The organism is Paenibacillus sp. J22FR5 (assembly GCF_059691975.1).
This window is the reverse complement of record NZ_JCAUAN010000019.1, coordinates 96,771-117,126: the sequence shown is the minus strand read 5'-3', so window position 1 is coordinate 117,126 and position 20,356 is coordinate 96,771. Positions and strand designations below refer to the sequence as shown.

Genomic DNA, 20,356 nt, shown 5'->3' with positions numbered 1-20,356 from the left:
CGCGCTCAAATGGTTAGCCATTCTGTCAGTGTTTCCCCGTTGTTTCATACGCCTTTCTTTCTGCCAGCAGTTCTGTGCATTCACTTGTCGGAATGGGACGGCTGTATATATAACCCTGAATATCATCGCACTTGTATGCTTGTAATAACGCAACTTGCTCCATCGTCTCTACGCCTTCGGCCGTCACTCGCAAATTCAGACTATGTGCCATGATGATGATGGCCCCAACGATGGCACGTTCCTTCTCGTTGAACACAATTTCATCCAAAAACGATTTATCAATTTTCAACCGTTGAATCGGAAAGTTTTTTAAATAATTTAACGAAGAATAGCCTGTGCCAAAATCATCGATAGAAATTTTCACACCTAAGGCATACAAGCCTTGTAAGGTTAAAATAACTTTCTCCACATCTTGCATCGCAATCGATTCCGTAATTTCCAATTCTAAATACTGCGGTTCCAATCCAGTTTCCTGTAAAATCTGAGCAACGGTATGGATGATCTCCGAGTCTTGGAATTGGTGAATGGATAAGTTGACGGCAACATGCACCTTAGGGAGCCCGGCATCCTGCCAAGCCTTATTTTGTTTACACGCGGTATGTAGAATCCAATTGCCGATAGGAACGATAAGACGTGAATACTCAGCAATCGGAATAAATTCAGAAGGAGGAATGAAACCATGCTTCGGATGATTCCACCTTGCTAACGTTTCAACACCAATAATGCACCCCGAATTCAGTTCAATTTGAGGCTGGTAATAGAGAAACAACTCGTCACGCTCTATTGCTTTACGTAGATCGCGTTCTAAAGAGAGCTTTTCGTACGCGTTTTTCTCCATCGTGGTGTTATAAAACTTGTGATTATTTCTGCCGCTTTCCTTCGCATTGTACATCGCGGTATCCGCATGCTTGGTCAAGCTCTTGATGTCATTACCATCTTGTGGATAGATGCTAACGCCTATACTCACAGACACATGTAGTTCTTTCTCTTCATAGTACACAGGCTTTTGAATCTGAAGTGTGATTTGTTGAATGGTTATCAGAATCGCGTTTGGGTCCCCTAAGCCCGGTATCAGTACTAAAAATTCGTCCCCGCCAAAACGAGCAATTGTACAATTCTTATCCAAGGTGTCTTCTAGTCGGCGTGCGGTTTCGATGAGCAGCTTGTCGCCAGCCTCATGTCCAAATGTATCATTAATAATTTTGAATCGATCTAAATCTAGGAACAGAACGGTAAACGCCAGCTTATTCAATTGCGCTAATTGAATCTCCTTTTCTATAACCTCCATAAATAATTTGCGGTTCGCTAAATCTGTCAAATGATCATGATACGCCATATATCGGATTTTCTTAGCATTCCGCCGCCTTTGTAAGAAGTAATTAAACAAATAAGTAATAACGGCAATACCCACCATACTAATCAGCATACTATTGCCAATCGTATTCGCATCTTTAAACAATTCCGATCCTGGGATAACCGCTTGGACAATCCAATCGCTTGCCGCTATTTTTTCCGCAACAACCAACTGCATCTCCCCGTCTACCTTGATCGTTTTACTTTCGGAGGGGTGGTCAGCATGAATCGGATTCGCAAGAAACAAATTAGGAATTCGATAGAAATCTCCTTCTACTTCCGAATTCGTCCTGGTTAGCAGTTGGTTCGCCGGATTCAAAATGACCAATTCGCCACTTTGGAGGTCACCTATCGATCGCTTCAACACCTCGGAACTAATCTCGATAAGGAGCACATATTTCATACCCGAATTCAATTTAATGAGTCTATTGATGGCAAAAGATGGTTGTCCTAAATTCGAGTAGCCACTTCTTCTCGTCTCGAGCCATCCGATTTCACCATTCGCTATTACCGCCTTCTGAAACCACTCCTCTTTGCTGTAATCGATGGATTCGGCATGCAGTGTATCCGTCGTGATTTCTTTCAGCTTCGTGTCAAGCGGAATCAGGTGAATATTCGTAATATCACTTTTACTAAAGAAACGAATGACGAAGCTCTCAACAATTTTATTCCGGGCGGCAAACTTTTCGGTCTGACTGGCTGTTTTACTCCCGTACACACCCAGTTGATTCAACATTTCCTCATCTGTCAAAATACTAAAGGTTAAATCCTCATAATTACGAAAAATAATATTTAACGTGTCTCTTGATTGCGCTACGGTCTGCTTGGTTGCTGATGTCACCTTGTCTATGACGATTTGTTGCGAATGAGAATAAGAAAAAAAACTGAAGCCGACAAAGAGAATGGCCGTGCCGCCAACTGCCCAAACAAACAGCTTTAGACCCACCGATTGCACGTTTGGGTCTTTGCGAAACATTTTGAAATAGTACCGCCATCGCTTAGCAAACTTGGATAATGTATGTATCAAAAAGATAGTCAACTCCCGTCTACTTTACAAATACTGGTTTTTGGAACGATCTCATTTTGTATCCACTTAACTTTTTATCTTCATACTATATCAGAAATGTTTAGTATCTTTATAGAAAAGCATTAATAATGTATTAGCATGACGACTAATCCTTACTTATTCCTTCCAAAAAGGTTTCCAGCTATTGGCGTATACTTTTGGGCGTTTCATCCAAATTACCTTAAAAATTCCTATTATAGGCACTTATGCTCCACCAAAAGTAAAGTCGAGTTCGAAACGAAAGGAATTACTTATAGTCAGCTAGATTTCAGCTTTGCGTGTCCATCATGTTCAGCTCAAAATCCAGTAGAAGTGCGGGTTGTAACACAAGCTGGCATTGAATGTGCCAAATTCGTCTTTACCAACACACAGAAAGATTACAAAATGCAAGGAATGGGAATCGCATTGAATGGCCCCGTGTCTAAGTTAACAATTGAAGCAAGATCAGTTTCCGGCGCACCTATAAAGTTTCAAATTTTACCGGCGGCTATGTTGGCTTTTTATCCGCAATAATTGAAGATGAAGAAAAGCCATCCTTTGCCGGATGGCTTTTCTTGTGACGCTGATGAGACTATTCCTCTGCCGGTAATATGCTTCATTCCCCTCCTTGAGTATATAGGAACGAATGATTTCCTGCTTGTTAGCGAATTTCTTAGTAAGCTCAGAATGTGCTAACCTCTACAACCTAATAAGCTCTTATGAATTTCACATTTGAGAGTCGGAATGTATAGTTGGAAAAGCTCTCGTCGAAATTGTCCAACACAGTCGTAAATGGAATGTCGTCATTTTGCTGCACACCTGAAACGCTCGTTTCGGCACTAGCTATGAGATTTCCTTTACTGTCTATCATTTGCAAAGTGAAGCTATAACCGCCGTAGCCCTCGTATTGCGGCATGTTCACTACGTATATACGCCCCCGAACTGTTTTATCTCCTGAGATTGTTTGGGGGAATACATGAATGTATCCGTTGTCGTCAGGGATTTTATTCGGATTGAGTTCCGCGCTGCCATTATGAAGGATCCAAGCATCCCCCTCCCAAGTTCGAATTTGAACCCAGGTATTGCCCCAAATATCTTGCATCTTCGCATGTGCATGTACCGTTTGTGGTGCTAATGGATCCAAGAAGCTTTGAAGATTGGGATAAGCGTATATGGATGTTTTACTGGTCAAAATGATGTCGGTATTGATTTCTTCTATGCCAGTTGGCTGTTCATATCTATGCGAGACCCAACCTTGCTTGCCATCTTTCGTGGTTACCTTGTAAAAGTCCCCATGCCTAGCAATCGCGCTTACAATTTGGGGTTCAATCACCGCCGCGTAAGGGATATAAGGTTGATTAGAGGGAGCGTTAAAAAGTGATGCTTTTCCTTGCAAGTTCACTTGGACATCAGGTGATACTTTGGATACATCCTCTATCACCAATCCGTCTGATGGCGTGAACCATTTGTCGCCTAGCCAGGTGTCGAGTAACCAAGTCGGATTTTGCAAGGGACGATAAAATATCCCTTTAGTATGAACAATTTGACTACTCAGTGTCGCTCCTGTATAGCCAAACTCTGGTTCATTGTACAACGGCATAGGGCCCGATACATCTAGAAACTCATCTTTTAGCACCAACCAACCGATCTCATGAAAATCAATATGTACCCATTGATCGCCCAGCCAGCTTGTGTGAATTTTCACCCATTTCTGTTCATTGGGAAAAGGCTTATACCAATCCGTTTCTGCGCCAACCGTTTGAACGTCCTGCGGAGTCAACGATGCCCATGATGGGGAGGATTCATTGGGGCTTGCATATAACTTCGTTTCATGTAAAAGCGTAATTGTTTTCGGTAGGTTTGGAGACCATTCCTCCGCAACAACCAATTGAGAAAAAGACGCGCTCCATAGGACTCCGCATAGGAATGCCAACTTATATTTCATCGTGCAATCGCCTCCATTTTCATTAAATAGGCAGTTATCGTTCATTCCTATTTGACGTCAATAGGGGGATAAAGTTTCAAAAAAAGTGGATCTTTATGTTATTTATTTCCGTTTTATCCCAGTTATATGGATATGGGAAATTCAATCGAAGCACGTTTACTAATAAACCCCCTCTCCCCAAATTTCCTATGTCTACGCTCTTGATGACGCGATAAGTGTGTGAACTTCCTCCATCGAGGGCATGGCGGGAATGGCGCCTTTTTTCGTTGTAGCCAGGGCACCTGTGGCGTTGCCGAAGGTCACAATCGCCTCCAATTCAGTCTGCGTTAAGCGCTCCAAAGGTTGGGATTGCTCCAGCAGTTTAACCATAACGCCACCTACAAAAGCATCGCCTGCACCTGTGGTATCCACTGTGGGTACATGGAAACCTGCTACCCGTCCCATCTTCTCTCCACAGCGATAGAAGCATCCTTCCGATCCCAATGTGACGAGAATAAGCGTGTGGCCGTATTGCTTCCACATAAGCTCCGTCCCTTCGTGTAAATCGGTCGTATGGAACAAGAAAGCTAGCTCTTCCTCGGATACCTTCACCATATCTGCCAGTGGCATCGCCGCCAAAATCTGTTCCTTCGCCACCGCTTCGCTAGGCCATAAGCCTAGGCGTACATTCGGATCATACGAGATTAAGGCGCCAGACTCCTTGGCAATACTTACTGCTAATGACGTTGCAGATCGAGCAGGTTCATGGGTCAGTGAAATGGAACCAAAATGGAAAATTCGGCAATCCCGTAGAAGATCGGTATGGATCTCATCACTCTTCAGCATCCGATCAGCTCCAGGCTTTCTGTAGAAAGTAAATGAACGTTCCCCCGTGGAATCCAGCTCGACAAAAGCTAGCGTTGTATTCTCCGTCTCGGAGAACACCAAACCGGTAACGTCAATCCCATTGGTAATCAGCACATCTTTGAGATAATGCCCAAAGGAATCCTCTCCTACTTTGCCGATAAATGCGGTTTTTCTATGCAGTTTCGCCAGAGCGGCGAGTACATTCGCTGGTGCTCCACCCGGATTACGTTGAAACAGGCCCGCCTCCCCAGAAGGGGTATTGACCATTGTAAAATCGATTAACAGCTCGCCAAGGGCGATGACATCTACCATATACTTTTGCTCCTATCTGTCTCTATTTGTAGCAACCATTCTTAGACGGCATCCCTACTTCGAAATGCCGCCCAAGAATGAAAAGCCTACCGAAGCGAATTTATCTGCTCCTGTGGGGATTCCTTATAAATCGAATGTAAAGCATGCGCGGTCAAGGATACTAACGTCACATTACCTTCAAGTGCATACGGAATGACAGCCAAGGACGGTGTTTCCGAGAAAATTTGATTCGTCATGACAACACGCCCTTCATTAGCGAATACCTCGATCGACGACCAATCCACGAAGAGATGCAGCTTGATTCTGCCATTCATAGGCTGAAGGGGCGCCACAATCGGTTCACTTGCAAATTCAGAATGAAAGTCGATCTTCCCCAAATGGGCGCGATCCATATACAATTCTTGCCGGTGACAATGGTATCCTAGGAGGATACATTCATCATGGGACCTACCAAGCCTGATGCCAAATTCAGCAGCGCTGCCTAGTTCAAACTCGGCCTCAATCTCCAACAGATCGCCATTCAGCAGCGCAGTTGGCATCGCTTCGGAAGAAAGCTCCATGGCCTGCCACGTTTGCACCTGCCCTCGCAACCTAGTCAGTTCTTCAAGAGGCTGCTGCAGCACACGAATGCCTTCGCTTTCAGCACTTAATGAGAGCACGCGGGGAAGCGTCATTGCCCCTCGCCATTCCGAGGTAGGCGTCACCATGGCATACTTCCAGTTGGTCATCCAACCCATGAGGACGCGTCTTCCATCTGCCTCTGGCATTTCGGACCAAGTAACGCCGGCGTAGTTGTCTCGACCATGATCCAGCCATAGAATCGTTTCTGGCGAGTGGTCATTCTTAAAGCTTAATCCGTCAAAATCGCCAATAAAATACTGCGTACGAGAGCCTTCAACGTAATCCTCATGGTCGCCAATGGAGACAATTAACAGCCACTTCTTGTGCTGATCATCCCCGTTAACCGGAAGTTCAATGAGGTCAGGACATTCCCACACACCAGCGTGTGATCCTTCTTCCAAGCCGAAATCACTAGCGTACACCCATTCCTTCAGATTGGTTGAGGTGTAGAAGCGAATATGATTGCGGGCGGCCAGCACCATGATCCATACCTGATTCGGCTCATACCAGAAGACTTTGGGATCACGGAAATCATCGACTCCCTCATCGGCAAGAACAGGATTGCCTTCATATTTCACCCATGTTCGGCCCTTATCTACGCTATAAGCAAGACTTTGTCTTTGCCTTGCGCGTTCACTTGAAGGATATACATCGGCATGCGTAAATATCGCAACAAGCCCCTGTACGCCCCCGAAGAAACCAGAGCTATCCTGCCAATCCACGACTGCACTGCCGGAGAAAATCATCCCATTCTCATCGGGCTCCAGAGCAATCGGAAGGTGCTCCCATATGACGAGATCACGGCTTACCGCATGCCCCCAGTGCATGGGCCCCCATACTGTACTCTCCGGATGATGCTGATAAAAGAGGTGGTATTCTCCTTCGTAAAACACCATCCCGTTGGGATCATTTAACCACTGATCTTGCGGCGTAAAATGGAATTGCGGGCGGAAAGCTTCCTGAAAGTTATTTTCACTCATCTGATTGTCACCTTCCTATCGCTCCTTCTGTTCTCGATGTCAAAAGCAGAGTTCATTTCCCACACGCTCATCGATGTGATACGAATTTCACCATTCGCCCAAAGCTGAATGCCATCCGCCTCTAGCGACGAGGGATATGCCCGCGTCGTTAGGCTCTTGAGGCCATTGGCATACACTTCAATCAGGGATCTATCCACCAAGATGTGCAGCCGCAGTCGCTCGCCATCCAGCTCCAAGCTTCCTTCTTGGATACCGGCAGGACGCTCCCTCGGGTCCATATTCGACTTCTCACGATTGACGCCAAGCATCGCTGAATGATGATCATAATAGAAGACAGTCTCCTCCTCACCCTGCGGTGAGCGCTTAACTGAGAGGCCATACCGAGTTGCTGTTATCGATTCAAACTCCACCATCATTTCTATCATGTCACCATGAATGGTGGTTAGCATCTCATTCACTCCAGCCATGCTTTGCTCTTCGACCTGCAGCAAACTTTTCTTGCGCAGCCCACGGATCTCTTCGATCGGCTCAAAACCTAATTGATCGTCTTCACGTAGAAATAGGGATACAGGTGTGCCTGCACAATGCGCCCAACCGCAATCATAATCTATCTCCGGTGTGCGTTCGCCCTGAGCGATCGTAAACAACAGTGTACGTCCAGTCTGCGGATCCACCATCCCGCTTGGCCCTGTAAAATGGAAGTCGCCGACATCCATTAATCTAGGTTCCTTGTGATCAGGAATGAAGGTGAGCTGGTCTCGATCCCACGTACCGATCCAGTAGTTAACCTCCACGGTTGCCTGTTTCCCCCAAGGACTGATAAGGAAGATATGCTTCCCGCTTGGTTGTCCCCCACGATTTAGGGGGAGCAAGACCGGAAGTTCCCATACAACCCCTAAATGGGGGTAATGCTCATAGTCGCTGATAAAAAGCGGCCCTTTATACGCCCAAGTCATCATGTCCGTCGAGGTGTAGAGAAGGGCAGTCCCGCCCTGTTCATCGGAATTGGACGTTTCTTCGGCAACGGCATTCACTGTCGCCTTCGGACCTACTCCCGTCCCCGTTCCCGTTCCACTTCCAACTAACATGTACCACGTGTCATCTTCTTTCCAAACGAAGGGATCACGGAATTCACCGAACAGCCCCATTCCCTTCTCTTGGACAACAATAGGCTCTGGATGCTTGATCCATCGGGTTAAATCATGATCCCCATCTTGTGGAAAGGTCGATCTCGCCAAGCCAACAGACTGATTAGGCGTTCGTCCATCATTCCCCGCTGTATAGAACAAAGCTGGATAGCCATGCTCATCCAAGCAGGCGCTGCCTGACCATATCCCATCTGGATCTAAACCCGCTTCTGGGGATAAGGCTGGGGGCAAGTCGCGCCAATGGATTAAATCATCGCTAACCCAGTGTCCCCAATGGATTTGGTGCCAGAACGGTCCACGCGGATTGGCTTGGTAAAACAAATGATACTGCCCTTGGTAATAAATCGGTGCGTGGGGTTCATTCATCCAATGTCCTGGCGGATTCATATGGAATTGTGGACGGTGCCGATCCTTGCTGAATAACTCACGCGGAATTGTTACATCCTCGATTGCAATCGTAGGTATTGCTGAACCATTCATTTTAAGAAACGCCTCATAGTGCTCTTTAACAGCTGAAGGACTTATCGCGTTATCCAGAACCTCCAGTTCATCCATTAAGCCATTAAACATATTCATATAGAACGACTCCGCAATGACATGGGCGTGATTGTTACGACCTACTAACAAATCTTCCTGTGAAGATGTAATCGTTGCTGGCTGAGTATGATGATGAACGGCTACCTCCTCACCATTTAAAAACAATCGGAGCGCACCGCTTGAAGCCTCATACGTCGCCGTTAAATGGGACCATTGCTGTAAGGGAATGGGGTGATCATAGCACCACACTTCCACCCATTCGTTGTCCAAGCCAAGCTGCAAAGACCATGCGCCATGCCGGAATAAGCCAAGTATATAGCCTAGCCCCGCATCTCGATTATGCTGATTAATGATGGGAGCAAGCTTATTTTCATCCCCATATTCATTGATGGTAGGTGCAATCCACGCACGAATCGTCAAGCCTTCTACAGGCTGTTTCACGAGCGAGTGGTGTCTTCGCATATATGTGGAATAGCCGTCAAAGAGCAGTGCACTCCCTTTCACACCCTTCCGCCAAACTGGATCTTGCGGAGGTTGAAAGCGGCCTTGTAATAAAGCAAATTCAATCGGATCTGGCTTGCCTGTCACGCGATCTGTTGTCACACTGCCTGTACCTTCATCAAATGACCAATAAGCAATCGTGCTCATCATGGTTTCCTCCTGTAAAGTGCCTCCCGATTGGCTAGCTGAATAACCGGAGCAGCCTGCGACCGCCCCGGCTTTCAACTTTCCTCTATCTGTCCATCAATTACTTCGCTGATTTATTGTAACGATCGAGTGCATCTTGATAAATTTTCATTAAATCATCAAGACCCATTTTCTTCAGGGTTGCTAGGTACGCATCCCACTCTTTATCCACGCCGCCGTCCATCAGCCATTTGGAGCGTTTTTCATTCGTTAATTTGGCGATATCCGGTTTAATCTTACTGATTTTATCCAGCTCTTCTGGTGTAAAGAAAATAGCCGGATAGTTCTGTTTTTCCATTTGCGGCACGAACGTATCTTTGATTCTATTCATTCTTTCCAGCGCTCTTGGCTCAGGAGCAACAAGGTTTTGGAAATCCTCTGCTAGAATAACCCCTGTCATATTTGGCGCAACCTTTTGACGGAATTCACCAGCAGACACACCTTCAGCCAACGGCTTTTGGACAAGCTTGCCGTCTTTCTCATCGAAAACAACGCCAATTGGACCCCAGTGCAGCTGTGCAGCCATTTTCGGCTCATATTGAAGGTCCAACCATCTTGCTGTGATCTCCGGGTTTTTGTTTTTACTTGTAATAACAGGGCCGCCTCTGCTCCAAGGGGAACCGTTGTTATATTTCACGACCATATCTTTGAACGGCGGTACAAGTACATAATCCTTGGCGCGGTCAGGACCGACAATTTCCGTTTCTTCCCACCAGAGGTAAGAACCGAGCGTAACATCCTTCGTTTTCCCTTTTGCAAAGTAAGGAGCTGGATTGTTGTTAAATGTAAACGACTCTTTATCAATGAGACCTTCTTCGACCCATTGATGGAAATAAGCCACGGCTTCTTTGTACTTCGGATCAACAGCGGCATACTGCACCTTGCCGTCCTTCACATTCAAATGCTCACTGAAGGAATTGTCCCCTGGTTGATACGTCTTGTCTGGCACACCGAAAGCACCGAATAAGTAGCCGATATCTCCCGTCCAGAACGTATTCATAAATGACATCGGAACTTCATCCGCTTTGCCATTGCCATTCGGGTCCTTCGTTTTAAAAGCGGCAAGGACGTCATGCAGCTCGTTGATTGTCGTCGGAACTTTCAAGCTCAGCTTATCCAGCCATGCTTTGTTTAGGAACATGAAATCGGGATTAGACCCAATTCCTTCTTGCCCTTTCCCGAGCTCTTCCGCTACAGGAAGGGAATAAATTTTGCCGTCCGGTGACGTCATGAAGGCTTTCAATTCAGGTCTTTTTTCAAATAGCTTCTTCACATTCGGCATGTACTTATCAATTAGATCGTTCAACGGGATAATCGTGCCATCCTTGCTGTATTTCACAAGATCATTATCGGTAAAACGTGCGCCGTAAAAGGCATCCGGCAGATTGCCGCTGGCGAGTAGGATATTCTTCTTGTCGTTGTAATTCGCTTCCGGTGTGTTATCCCATTCAATGTGTACGTTCGTTGTTTGCTCCAGCTTTTTGAAAATATCCATTTCCGCATAATCCGGTGATAATGGCGCTTTGGGGGATATCATTTTGAGCGTGACCTTATCCTTCACAATCGGGTAACCGGTTTCATTGAAGTTCGCATTGGCTGACTTCGCACTTTCTTTGGATACCGGTGATGCCGATGCGCTATCCGATGATTTGGATGAGGTACACCCTGCTAACGTTACACACGCACACACTGATGCTGTTAAAACTAGGGATAATTGTTTTTTCATTTCTATAGAACCTCCTTTTTATATTCCTTACGATAATCAGGTAGAAGCTACATGCCGGAAACGAACCTCGAAAGAAGAACCACCACCCTTCAGTATGTTTTATTTTCAGCAACTACCCTTTTACCGATCCGATTAGGACACCCTTCACAAAATAACGCTGCAAGAACGGATACAGAATTAAGAGCGGCCCTGCAGCGATCATAATGACGCCATACTTAATTAACTCGGACACGCGCTGTTTCGCTAACAACGAATCGATATCGGAAACCAAATCACCAACAGGCTGGCTTTGAATTAAAATGTTCCGGAGCACAAGCTGCAAAGGATACAATTTCTCATCATCCAAATAAATCAAGGCATCGAAGAATCCATTCCACTGCCGCACGACAGCAAACAAAATCAATACCGCGATAATTGGCTTCGATAAGGGAATCACGACACTCCATAGGAATCTTGTATTTCTACAGCCATCTATGAACGCTGCCTCGCGAAGCTCATCGGGAATGGTCGATTGGAAAAACGTCCTAGCTATGATGATCCCGAAGGCATCAACTGCAGATGGCAGGATTACCGACCAAATCGTATTGATCATGCCAAGCTTTTTCACTAAGAGATAGGACGGAATAAGACCGCCAGAGAAGAACAAGGTAAACACGAAAAATAACATCAGCACATTTCGGCCGTAGAAATCTTTGCGAGATAGGGGATAGGCTGCGCCAATCGTCAGCGTGACACCGATAATGGCACTAAGCCCGGCATAAAAGATGGAATTGCGGTATCCATACCAGATTTGGGCGTCGGATAGAATACGTCTATACCCCTCGAATGTAATGCCCTCCGGCCAGAGCCAAACATCACCTGCATAGATCCGATCTGGCTCACTAATGGAAGCAATTACGACGAAGTATAGGGGATAAAGGATAAGAATAGCGAAAGCCGTTAACAGCGTTATATTCAAGATATCGAAGCTGCGGTCGCTCACGGTCCTTCTAATTTTATAGGTCTGCATGTAGGAGACTCCTTTCTGGCTCTTTAGAACAACCCGCTGCCGTTGAGCTTTTTGACGATGCGATTGACGGTAATCAGTAAAGCAAAGTTGATAAAGGAATTAAACAAACCAATCGCAGCGGAAAAGCTGTATTCTGCTCGTTGAATCCCGATTTTGTACACATACGTCGCGATAATTTCTGATGAATCCGTATTGAGGTCATTTTGCATCAAGAACGCCTTCTCAAAGCCCACATTCATGAGGTTTCCGACGGCGAGAATGAAAAGAATCAAGATCGTAGGCTGAATGCCCGGAATATCGATGTGCCACACCCGCTGCCATTTGTTCGCGCCATCCACGACACCCGCTTCATGCAAATGAGGATCGACGCCTGCAAGCGCTGCCAAATAAATCACAGAGGCGAAGCCTGTTTCCTGCCAGACACCAGAGAATACGTACAAACTTTTGAACCATTCTGCTTTGGAAAGAAAATAGACGGGATCTCCGCCGAAAAGCTGGATCACTTTATTCACCAGCCCGCTGCCAGGCGCTAAGAACACGTACAGCATTCCTACCAAGACGACGGTTGAGATAAAATAAGGTGCATATATGACCGTTTGGATAAACCGTTTATACCGCTCTCTAGCCAGTTGATTTAACATGAGTGCGACGATAATCGGTATTGGAAAAGAAAGCAAAAGCGAGTAAAGACTGAGCCCCAGCGTATTCTTGATGACCGTCCAGAAGTTAAAGGAGTTAAAAAAGCGCTGAAAATGCTCCATGCCCACCCAGGGGCTTCCCCAGAACCCTTTGGCTGCAATGAAATCCTTGAACGCGATCTGAACACCATACATCGGCCAATATTTAAACACTAGAAAATAAATAATTGTTGGCAGAATGAGGATGTACAGCTCGTAATTAGCTAGGATGGATTTACGTGATATCGATCTGGCTTTCATTGATGTATCTACCTCCTATTTCCCATATAATCGTTTACGTAAACGTTTACCTAATGTTCAAAAAAAGTACCTACTTACTCTTCCTGCGATTAGCAAGAATCTCTCATAACAAGGGAAGTAGGTAATCTATACTCTTGTTTAGCTTCTGTTGGTGTTTCGATTCGCTCGATCATAAGCTCTGCTGCTTTCTCTCCCAGCTCGTAGGAAGGTTGGCGAATGACCGTGAGCGGCGGTGTCGTGATGCGCGTCCAATCGTAGTCGTCGAATCCAATGACAGCCAGCTCTTCAGGGACGCGAATCTTTTTCTCTTGGATGCATTTCATAGCTCCCATTGTAAGCACGTTATTTGCGATGAAAATGGCTGTTATCTCATTATTCTCAAGCAGCTTTTTCGTGGCCTCGTATCCGTTTTCAAAATCAGAATGAGCGATACTCACGATCTCTGGATTATAGGCAATGCCGTTATCCTGTAACGCTTGTTTGTACCCTTCAAAACGTTCATTGCTGGTCGTAATGCCAAGCTCACCTGTCAACAGCCCAATGTTGCGATGTCCTTTATCAAATAAAGCTTGAATCGCTTGGTAAGTTCCGCCATATCCATCGGCAAGCACATAATCTCCCTGATAGCCTCGCGGTTGACGATCTATGAAAACGACTGGATACTGCTTGCCGACAATTTCATTTAAATAGCTAACCTCGTTCGCAATCGAAGCAATAATCAAACCATCAATTTGTTTCGTATTGAACAGCTTGATTTGTTCGATCTCATCATGAATCTCTTCTGTTGTATTGTTGCTAAGCAGCAAATGATAGCCATGCTTCTTGAGCGTATGCTGAATGCCTTGTGCAACCGTCATAAAAAAGAAGTTTGACGTGTCCGAAGGCAAAATAGGAACGATCAGCCCGATGGTATTGGACTTCTGACTCCGCAAGCTTCTCGCCGCGGAATTAGGCCGATAATCCAACTCCTGCATGACCCTGAAAACCTTATTCTTTGTCTCCTCAGAAACAAACCGTGTACCATTGATAACATGCGATACGGTTGCAATCGAAACTCCTGCGATTTCGGCAACCTGCTTAATTCCAGTCATGTATGAATCAGCCCCTCGAAAAGAAAACGTTTACGTAATCGTTTTTTTCATTATATAGGCAGGTATTACCACCTGTCAATCCATAAGTTTGAATGAAAAAGAGGTGGCCGCAAGATGCGGGTGACCCCTGCTGGCTGAGGCATCGTAGCGCTTCGCCTCTCATTCCGAAAGGCGCGATGAGAGGCGAAGCATGAGTGGCTAGCTAGTCGAGGCAGTGTCTCTACATTGGATTTATCCATTTAAATCGGCTCCAATAGGCCCAAAACGGTCAATTTGACTGGATTTGTCCATCAAATTCATTTTTTAGCTATTTTTTATAAGCGTTCTACTGGAATTATCCACTGGAGCGAGGGGCGCACCGCGCACGCTGTAGGAACCGCGCTCAAGCAAGCCCTGGGCATCCTCTTTACCAATGGTGGCGTAGGACACATGTTCGAATCACTCTGTCTAAGCCAATTTGGTTGTTTCGCGTTCTATGAAAGTAAGCGGGACTTCAAATTCTCGTTCCTCACCCGTCTCTACGGTATGACCAAACTTATGCAGCAATTTATTAATCGCCATTTGGGCCTGAAGTTGGTAAGGAATGTCCCAGCTTGAAATGCCAGGGTAGCTATGCATCGCAATATAATCGTTATTAATACCAATCATTTGTAGTCGGCCAGGGATGTCGATTTTCAATTTACTTGCGGCCGATAGGATCTTTAATGCTATATGATCATCAAAAGCCATGATACCCGTTCGCTGAGCTTGACCAGTGATCACATCTTGGAGAAATGTCTCCAGGTTTAATTCCTTCATTTCCACGATTTGATGAGGGATCTCCACAGTCAGTTGTTGTATGCCCGTCTCAAATCCATTGCGGCGCTGTTCATCAATTACTTTGGAGCGTCTGCTTCCCACATAGATGAGTGAATCACAGCCGCGATCTATAAGCAGCTTCGTTGACTGTCTGCAAGCCTCGGCAAAGCCTAAATTTACAGCTCCAACGGCGATATCCTCGGGCCAACCCCAACCATTAATGAGCACTAAAGGCGTGCCACTATTTACAATCGAGCGTGTGGAATCCATTCCCATCGCTAATCCATGACATATCAGTCCATCTACTCTTCGCTGCAGCAAAACTTCTAAATTTCTTCGTTCATTCGTCGGATCGAATCCTCCTGAGGAAAAGACGGATAAGTGATAGCCCGCATGGTGAGCTTCAATCTGCAAATGCTCCGCAAGCTGTCCGTAGTAACTCGTCAAGCCTGGAACGATGAGGCCGATCTCGAACGTTTTATTCCGGCTTAATCCAGCTGCCATCGTATTGCGGCGATATCCCAATTGCTCTGCTGCCAATTCGACTTTACGAATCGTCTCTTTGGATGAACGAATCCCACCTCGATTCAACACATTAGAGACGGTGGCAATCGATACGCCTGCTGCTGCTGCCACTTCTACAATTGTGACTTGTTTTGGTTTACTCATATGTGTTTCAACTCCATCAGTTAAACGTTTAACATCTCCTTATAGATTAAATTGATACGTTTTACCTGTCAAGCGAAATCATATGTAATACCTGCTTTCCCCTTAAAATAATAAAGAACCGTTCCGAGCCACGGATCCGGGCTTAGAAACGGTTCGATCTATTCTTCTTGTTTAATGTGGATACACAGTCTCGAACTCATCGCCGCATGGACCGCCGTTCGGGTTAATTTCTAAGGAAACAGTTTCTCCATTTTGACGATACAAAGGTCGGTAATGATTGCTGATATGCGTCGCAGAGGCATTGGCATAATGGCAGATGAATGCTCGGCGAAAGCGATCCTTAGATTTATTTCGATAAGAGCCATGAATCAAATTTCCATTGAAAAAGAGGACATCGCCTCGGTCCATGATGACCGGCATGGCCTTCTCGTCCTTGGGCGGCTTCACATAGTGGGTCGTAAATGATTCCTTCGAATCTGCGATATCGGGACATGAGATTTCGAGTGCGTTCGTTTTCGGTACAACGAGCAATCCCCCGTTTTCCTCATCAGCCGCGTCAATCGCTGTCCAAGCTGCAATACAATTGCCTGGCTCCACCTGCAGATAAAAATTATCCTGATGAAGCGCCTGCCCCCGAGAGCCCGGCGGTTTGTAATAAAACATGCTTTGTGCAGCCAATGCTTCTTCTTCATACAAATCTGCTAACACTTCTAACACAGGCTGATGCAGCATATAGGTCTTGGCCATCTCATTAAACCGATGCGGGTGTATGACGCGCGGGTACCGTTTTAAGGGATCTATGGCTTCAATTGTCAACTCAGGTTCAAAATAACCCGGGATCGTTTGATGGCTCATCGCTTCAAAAGTTTCATCTATTTCGGCAAGATTACCCGCTGTAAATAACCCTTTAACAATGACATAACCCTCTGTTTCAAAGTGTTGCTTCTGTTCCCTCGTTAGTCTAGTTAACGATTTCGTCATCTCTATTCCCTCCAAATCATCCTATATTTCTTTGTCTTTAGCATATCGAAATACACGATTATATAGAAGTAACAAAGTTGCTAAATATTCCTAGAATCCTGCTACTTCATGAAAATATAAAGACAAACTACAGCAGGTTGTGAAAGGAATCTTACAATAAAGCATTTACTCGTATATTGGCGGATTCCGTAAATGGCAGGGAATGACGCCTAGCATGTTTCTGAAGAACCCGCGGTAAAAATTATTTTAATTAATCCTATCAGAATACTATGAATTAGTGTATAATGATGATAACAATCATACATTTTGAAAGGAGGATGACTATGGCGAACCAACAAGTACGGGTAGATTATGATTGTGTTGACGAAGTTCCCCTGCATCGCGTACGAGGTAATCAATTGGGTATTCTGCTAAGTATACTTGCTAGTGTCCTCACTCAGCAGCTGTGGATTCTTGTCCTTCCTCTGATTGTTCAGCTGATTAGTCGTTCTTTTGGTGTAAAATACAATCTGTTTGTTCGGTTGTTTTCTCCACTCTTTCCTGTTAGTAGCCGAACTGAGAGCCGCGAGCTTCTCCGTTTCAATAACTTATTAGCTATTCTTTTTCTAGTCGTTACCCTAGCTGCTTCCATTCTAAATATAACGATCCTGGCCTTTATTAGTCTAAGTATGCTCACCGTTGCCGTCGTGCTGGCGTTATGCGGATTTTGCTTTGGATGTTTCATATATTTTCATTGGAAGCAATATTGGGCACGAAGAAATGCTTAAGCGCACAAACCACTGTCATCCCATACGTGTGTTCGCCTTTGGTTTCGATGTCTACATGCAGCTTTTTGAATGAAAATGCGGTGGAAATATCCTTCGGTCATAGCCATTTGGCCGACCGAAGGATCGGATTTCGTCAGCATTTCTTATTAGATGTTGCATCCTGTTGTAATTTCTTATAAAATGATCTACCGTTGGTCAAAATATATAATCACCAATATTTGCGTGGAATAGGGGGTATTCATCCTGATTCATATCGAAAATTTACAAAAAGTATATGAGGATATACCGGGACGTGTACCGGCCATCCAGCAGATCCATTTACATATCGATCGTGGAGAAATATTCGGCATCATCGGACACTCGGGTGCAGGAAAGAGTACTTTACTACGTTGTGTAAATCTACTGGAGCGACCATCCTCTGGCAGCATTCACATTGATGGTGAAGAAATGACGAAGTTGGATTCTCGCCAGCTGCAAACGAAACGCCGCAAAATCGGGATGATTTTCCAACATTTCAATCTCCTCTCTTCATCTACCGTTGCCGAAAATATTGCCTTTCCTCTGAAGTTGGCTGGGATGGGGCAAGTGGCGATTCAAGCCAGAATCAAGGAGTTGCTCGATTTAGTCGGTCTGCAGGAACACGCGCATAAGTATCCAAACCAGCTTTCTGGCGGACAGAAGCAGCGTGTCGGTATTGCAAGAGCTTTGGCCAATCATCCAGATATTCTACTCTGCGACGAAGCAACCTCGGCGCTCGATCCTCAGACAACGAATTCAATTCTTTCGCTGCTGCTCGATATCAATCGAAAGCTTGGTATTACGATCTTGCTCATCACACATGAAATGCAGGTCATTCGTGCGATCTGCGACCGCGTTGCCGTTATGGAAAAAGGCTTGATTGTTGAAACTGGGAAAGTGCTTGACGTATTCCTGAAGCCGCAGCATGCGGTGACGAAGGATTTCGTTGGACAAGTTTCTGATTTCGCACAAAGTTCAGATCAGGATCCGATGATGAAACAGGGAGAAAAGCACGGAACGGTGATTCGGATTACCTATATCGGTGCCAAAACATATGAACCGATCTTGTTCGAAACCGTCAAGTCGACGAATGTGTCCTTTGCCATCCTTCAGGGGACTATTTCTTCCATGAAAAGTGTACCTTACGGTCAATTGGTTGCCCAATTAACAGGCGGAAACCAAGAAGAAATCGATTCTGTAATTGCCAAACTTGTGCAAGAAGGAATCGACGTGGAGGTGCTCAACCAATGAATATGACCTGGGACATTAACTGGTCCGAAATTACGAAAGCAACTGGCGATACACTCGTAATGCTGGGATGGTCGCTCTTATTCACTGTCATCATCGGCATGGCTCTGGGCATCATTTTATTTCTTACCTCTAAGGGGCAGCTGCTGCAAAATCTGCCGCTTTACGGAGTGCTCTCGCTGATCGTGAACATCCTGCGCTCTGTGCCTTTCGTCATTCTGATGATCTCGGTTTTTCCGATCACGAAGGCAATCGTGCATACAACCATCGGCGTACAGGGAGCGATCCCGCCTCTCGTTATCGCAGCCGCGCCGTTTCTCGCGCGGCTGGTTGAAACCGCGCTGCGCGAGATCGACAGCGGCGTCATTGAAGCCGCGCAGTCGATGGGCGCTACGCCGTGGCAAATCGTCTGGCGCGTCCTGATGCCGGAAGCGCGCCCGGGTCTAATCTCAGCCGTCACCGTGACGGCTGTTGCCCTGCTCTCCTACTCCGCCATGTCAGGCGTCGTCGGAGGCGGCGGGCTTGGGGATCTCTCGCTTCGCTACGGCTACATGCGGTTCCGTACCGATATCATGATCGTGACCGTCGTCATTCTCGTTCTATTCGTTCAGCTCCTGCAAATGCTAGGAGACCGATTAGTTGCTAAGTACAACCGCAAATAAAACACATACTATTGGAGGGAATCTCAACATGAAGAAACTTACCTTATCCTTAATGACCTTATTCGTTGTGCTTGCTCTTGCAGCATGCGGACAGAAAGCCGCTGAAACTCCTGCAAGCTCGGCACCTGCTGCCTCTGCTACTCCAGCTGCTGCAAAAGAAGTGACACTTAAAGTCGGCGCATCTTCAGTTCCTCATGCTGAAATTTTGAATAGCATTAAAGAGAAATTGAAAGCACAAGGCGTTAAGCTTGAAGTTATTGAGTTTAACGATTATGTTCAACCGAACGTACAAGTGTTTGAAAAACAATTGGACGCTAACTTTTTCCAACATCAGCCTTACCTGGATCAATACAACCTTGATAAAAAGCAAAACCTCGTAAAAGTAGTTGGCGTGCACATCGAACCATTCGGTGCTTACTCCCAAAAGGTAAAATCCGCTGCTGAATTGAAAGACGGCGCTTCCGTCGCTATTCCTAACGATCCTTCTAATGCCGGCCGTGCGCTTGCGCTGATGGAGAAAAACGGTTTGATTAAACTGAAAGACGGCGTTGGCATCAAAGGTACGGTTCAAGATATCGTAGAAAACAAAAAGAAACTTCAAATCAAAGAATTAGACCCTGCTATGCTGCCACGTACGATCGGTGAGTTTGATTTGGCTCTGATCAATACGAACTACGCGCTTCAAGCGAATCTAAATCCGACGAAAGACGCTTTGTTCATCGAGGACAAAAATTCACCTTACGTGAACATCGTCGTTTCTCGCCCGGACAACAAGGATTCCGAAGCGATGCAAAAGCTTGCTAAGGAACTGAATTCCGCTGACACGAAAAAGTTCATTGAAGATAAATACAAAGGCGCGATCGTGCCAGCGTTCTAAGCAAACTTTCGATTGAGCGAAATAGATCATTGAATGAAAAAGCATAAGTTAGAACAGTCCGTTCCTCTTCAGATCTAAAGAGGGCGGACTTTTTTTAT

At 45.6% G+C, this 20,356-nt stretch carries 16 protein-coding genes; 5 read left to right on the top strand and 11 right to left on the bottom strand.

The genetic code is table 11. The features are described 5' to 3' along the window. Nucleotides 1-25: 25 nt before the first annotated feature. A complete protein-coding gene (locus AC58P7_RS21975; protein ID WP_497346640.1) occupies nt 26-2,380 on the bottom strand; it encodes a bifunctional diguanylate cyclase/phosphodiesterase in 2,355 nt (784 codons plus the stop codon). A gap of 138 nt (nt 2,381-2,518) precedes the next feature. On the opposite strand from AC58P7_RS21975, the gene AC58P7_RS21970 reads away from it, so the two are divergent. Next, nucleotides 2,519-2,932 carry a hypothetical protein gene (locus AC58P7_RS21970; RefSeq protein WP_497346638.1) on the top strand — a complete coding sequence of 138 codons (414 nt, stop codon included), beginning with the start codon at nt 2,519-2,521 and terminating at the stop codon, nt 2,930-2,932. 172 nt (nt 2,933-3,104) lie between these two features. On the opposite strand, the gene AC58P7_RS21965 is transcribed toward AC58P7_RS21970, so the two are convergent. The 10 genes from AC58P7_RS21965 to AC58P7_RS21920 all read right to left on the bottom strand — a co-directional run bounded on the left by AC58P7_RS21965 (nt 3,105) and on the right by AC58P7_RS21920 (nt 16,686). Further along, complete coding sequence (locus AC58P7_RS21965; RefSeq protein WP_497346636.1) at nt 3,105-4,343, bottom strand: SH3 domain-containing protein; 1,239 nt, start codon at nt 4,341-4,343, stop codon at nt 3,105-3,107. Nucleotides 4,344-4,535: 192 nt separating this feature from the next. Beyond that, nucleotides 4,536-5,501: a PfkB family carbohydrate kinase gene (locus AC58P7_RS21960; protein ID WP_497346634.1), complete on the bottom strand. Its 966-nt coding sequence runs from the start codon at nt 5,499-5,501 to the stop codon at nt 4,536-4,538. A gap of 86 nt (nt 5,502-5,587) precedes the next feature. Beyond that, nucleotides 5,588-7,102, bottom strand: coding sequence for a glycoside hydrolase family 32 protein (locus tag AC58P7_RS21955; RefSeq protein ID WP_497346632.1), 1,515 nt, complete (start codon nt 7,100-7,102; stop codon nt 5,588-5,590). Continuing rightward, nucleotides 7,099-9,435: a GH32 C-terminal domain-containing protein gene (locus AC58P7_RS21950; protein ID WP_497346630.1), complete on the bottom strand. Its 2,337-nt coding sequence runs from the start codon at nt 9,433-9,435 to the stop codon at nt 7,099-7,101. The genes AC58P7_RS21955 and AC58P7_RS21950 overlap by 4 nt, the downstream gene beginning before the upstream one ends. Before the next feature lie 100 nt (nt 9,436-9,535). Next, nucleotides 9,536-11,200, bottom strand: coding sequence for an ABC transporter substrate-binding protein (locus AC58P7_RS21945; protein WP_497346628.1), 1,665 nt, complete (start codon nt 11,198-11,200; stop codon nt 9,536-9,538). 112 nt (nt 11,201-11,312) lie between these two features. After that, nucleotides 11,313-12,209, bottom strand: a complete 897-nt coding sequence (locus AC58P7_RS21940) for a carbohydrate ABC transporter permease (RefSeq protein WP_497346626.1) — start codon at nt 12,207-12,209, stop codon at nt 11,313-11,315. Between the two features lie 23 nt (nt 12,210-12,232). Continuing rightward, entirely contained in the window at nt 12,233-13,147 is a 915-nt protein-coding gene (locus AC58P7_RS21935; protein ID WP_497346624.1) for an ABC transporter permease, read from the bottom strand. A gap of 89 nt (nt 13,148-13,236) precedes the next feature. Continuing rightward, the gene (locus tag AC58P7_RS21930) at nt 13,237-14,238 is read right to left on the bottom strand and encodes a LacI family DNA-binding transcriptional regulator (RefSeq protein ID WP_497346623.1); all 1,002 of its coding nucleotides are present in this window, start codon (nt 14,236-14,238) and stop codon (nt 13,237-13,239) included. A 447-nt stretch (nt 14,239-14,685) separates the two neighbouring features. Then, nucleotides 14,686-15,705: a LacI family DNA-binding transcriptional regulator gene (locus AC58P7_RS21925; RefSeq protein ID WP_497346621.1), complete on the bottom strand. Its 1,020-nt coding sequence runs from the start codon at nt 15,703-15,705 to the stop codon at nt 14,686-14,688. 171 nt (nt 15,706-15,876) lie between these two features. Then, entirely contained in the window at nt 15,877-16,686 is an 810-nt protein-coding gene (locus AC58P7_RS21920; protein WP_497346619.1) for a phytanoyl-CoA dioxygenase family protein, read from the bottom strand. A gap of 323 nt (nt 16,687-17,009) precedes the next feature. Here AC58P7_RS21920 and AC58P7_RS21915 point away from each other — a divergent pair, with 323 nt between their 5' ends. The 4 genes from AC58P7_RS21915 to AC58P7_RS21900 all read left to right on the top strand — a co-directional run bounded on the left by AC58P7_RS21915 (nt 17,010) and on the right by AC58P7_RS21900 (nt 20,258). Continuing rightward, entirely contained in the window at nt 17,010-17,453 is a 444-nt protein-coding gene (locus AC58P7_RS21915; protein ID WP_497346617.1) for a DUF4395 domain-containing protein, read from the top strand. A gap of 243 nt (nt 17,454-17,696) precedes the next feature. After that, a complete protein-coding gene (locus AC58P7_RS21910) occupies nt 17,697-18,722 on the top strand; it encodes a methionine ABC transporter ATP-binding protein (protein WP_497346684.1) in 1,026 nt (341 codons plus the stop codon). Beyond that, entirely contained in the window at nt 18,719-19,381 is a 663-nt protein-coding gene (locus AC58P7_RS21905) for a methionine ABC transporter permease (protein ID WP_497346615.1), read from the top strand. Before AC58P7_RS21910 ends, AC58P7_RS21905 begins: the two co-directional genes overlap by 4 nt. 28 nt (nt 19,382-19,409) lie before the next feature. Beyond that, nucleotides 19,410-20,258 (top strand): MetQ/NlpA family ABC transporter substrate-binding protein, encoded by an 849-nt coding sequence (locus AC58P7_RS21900; protein WP_497346613.1) that lies wholly within the window; start codon nt 19,410-19,412, stop codon nt 20,256-20,258. Nucleotides 20,259-20,356: the final 98 nt, after the last annotated feature.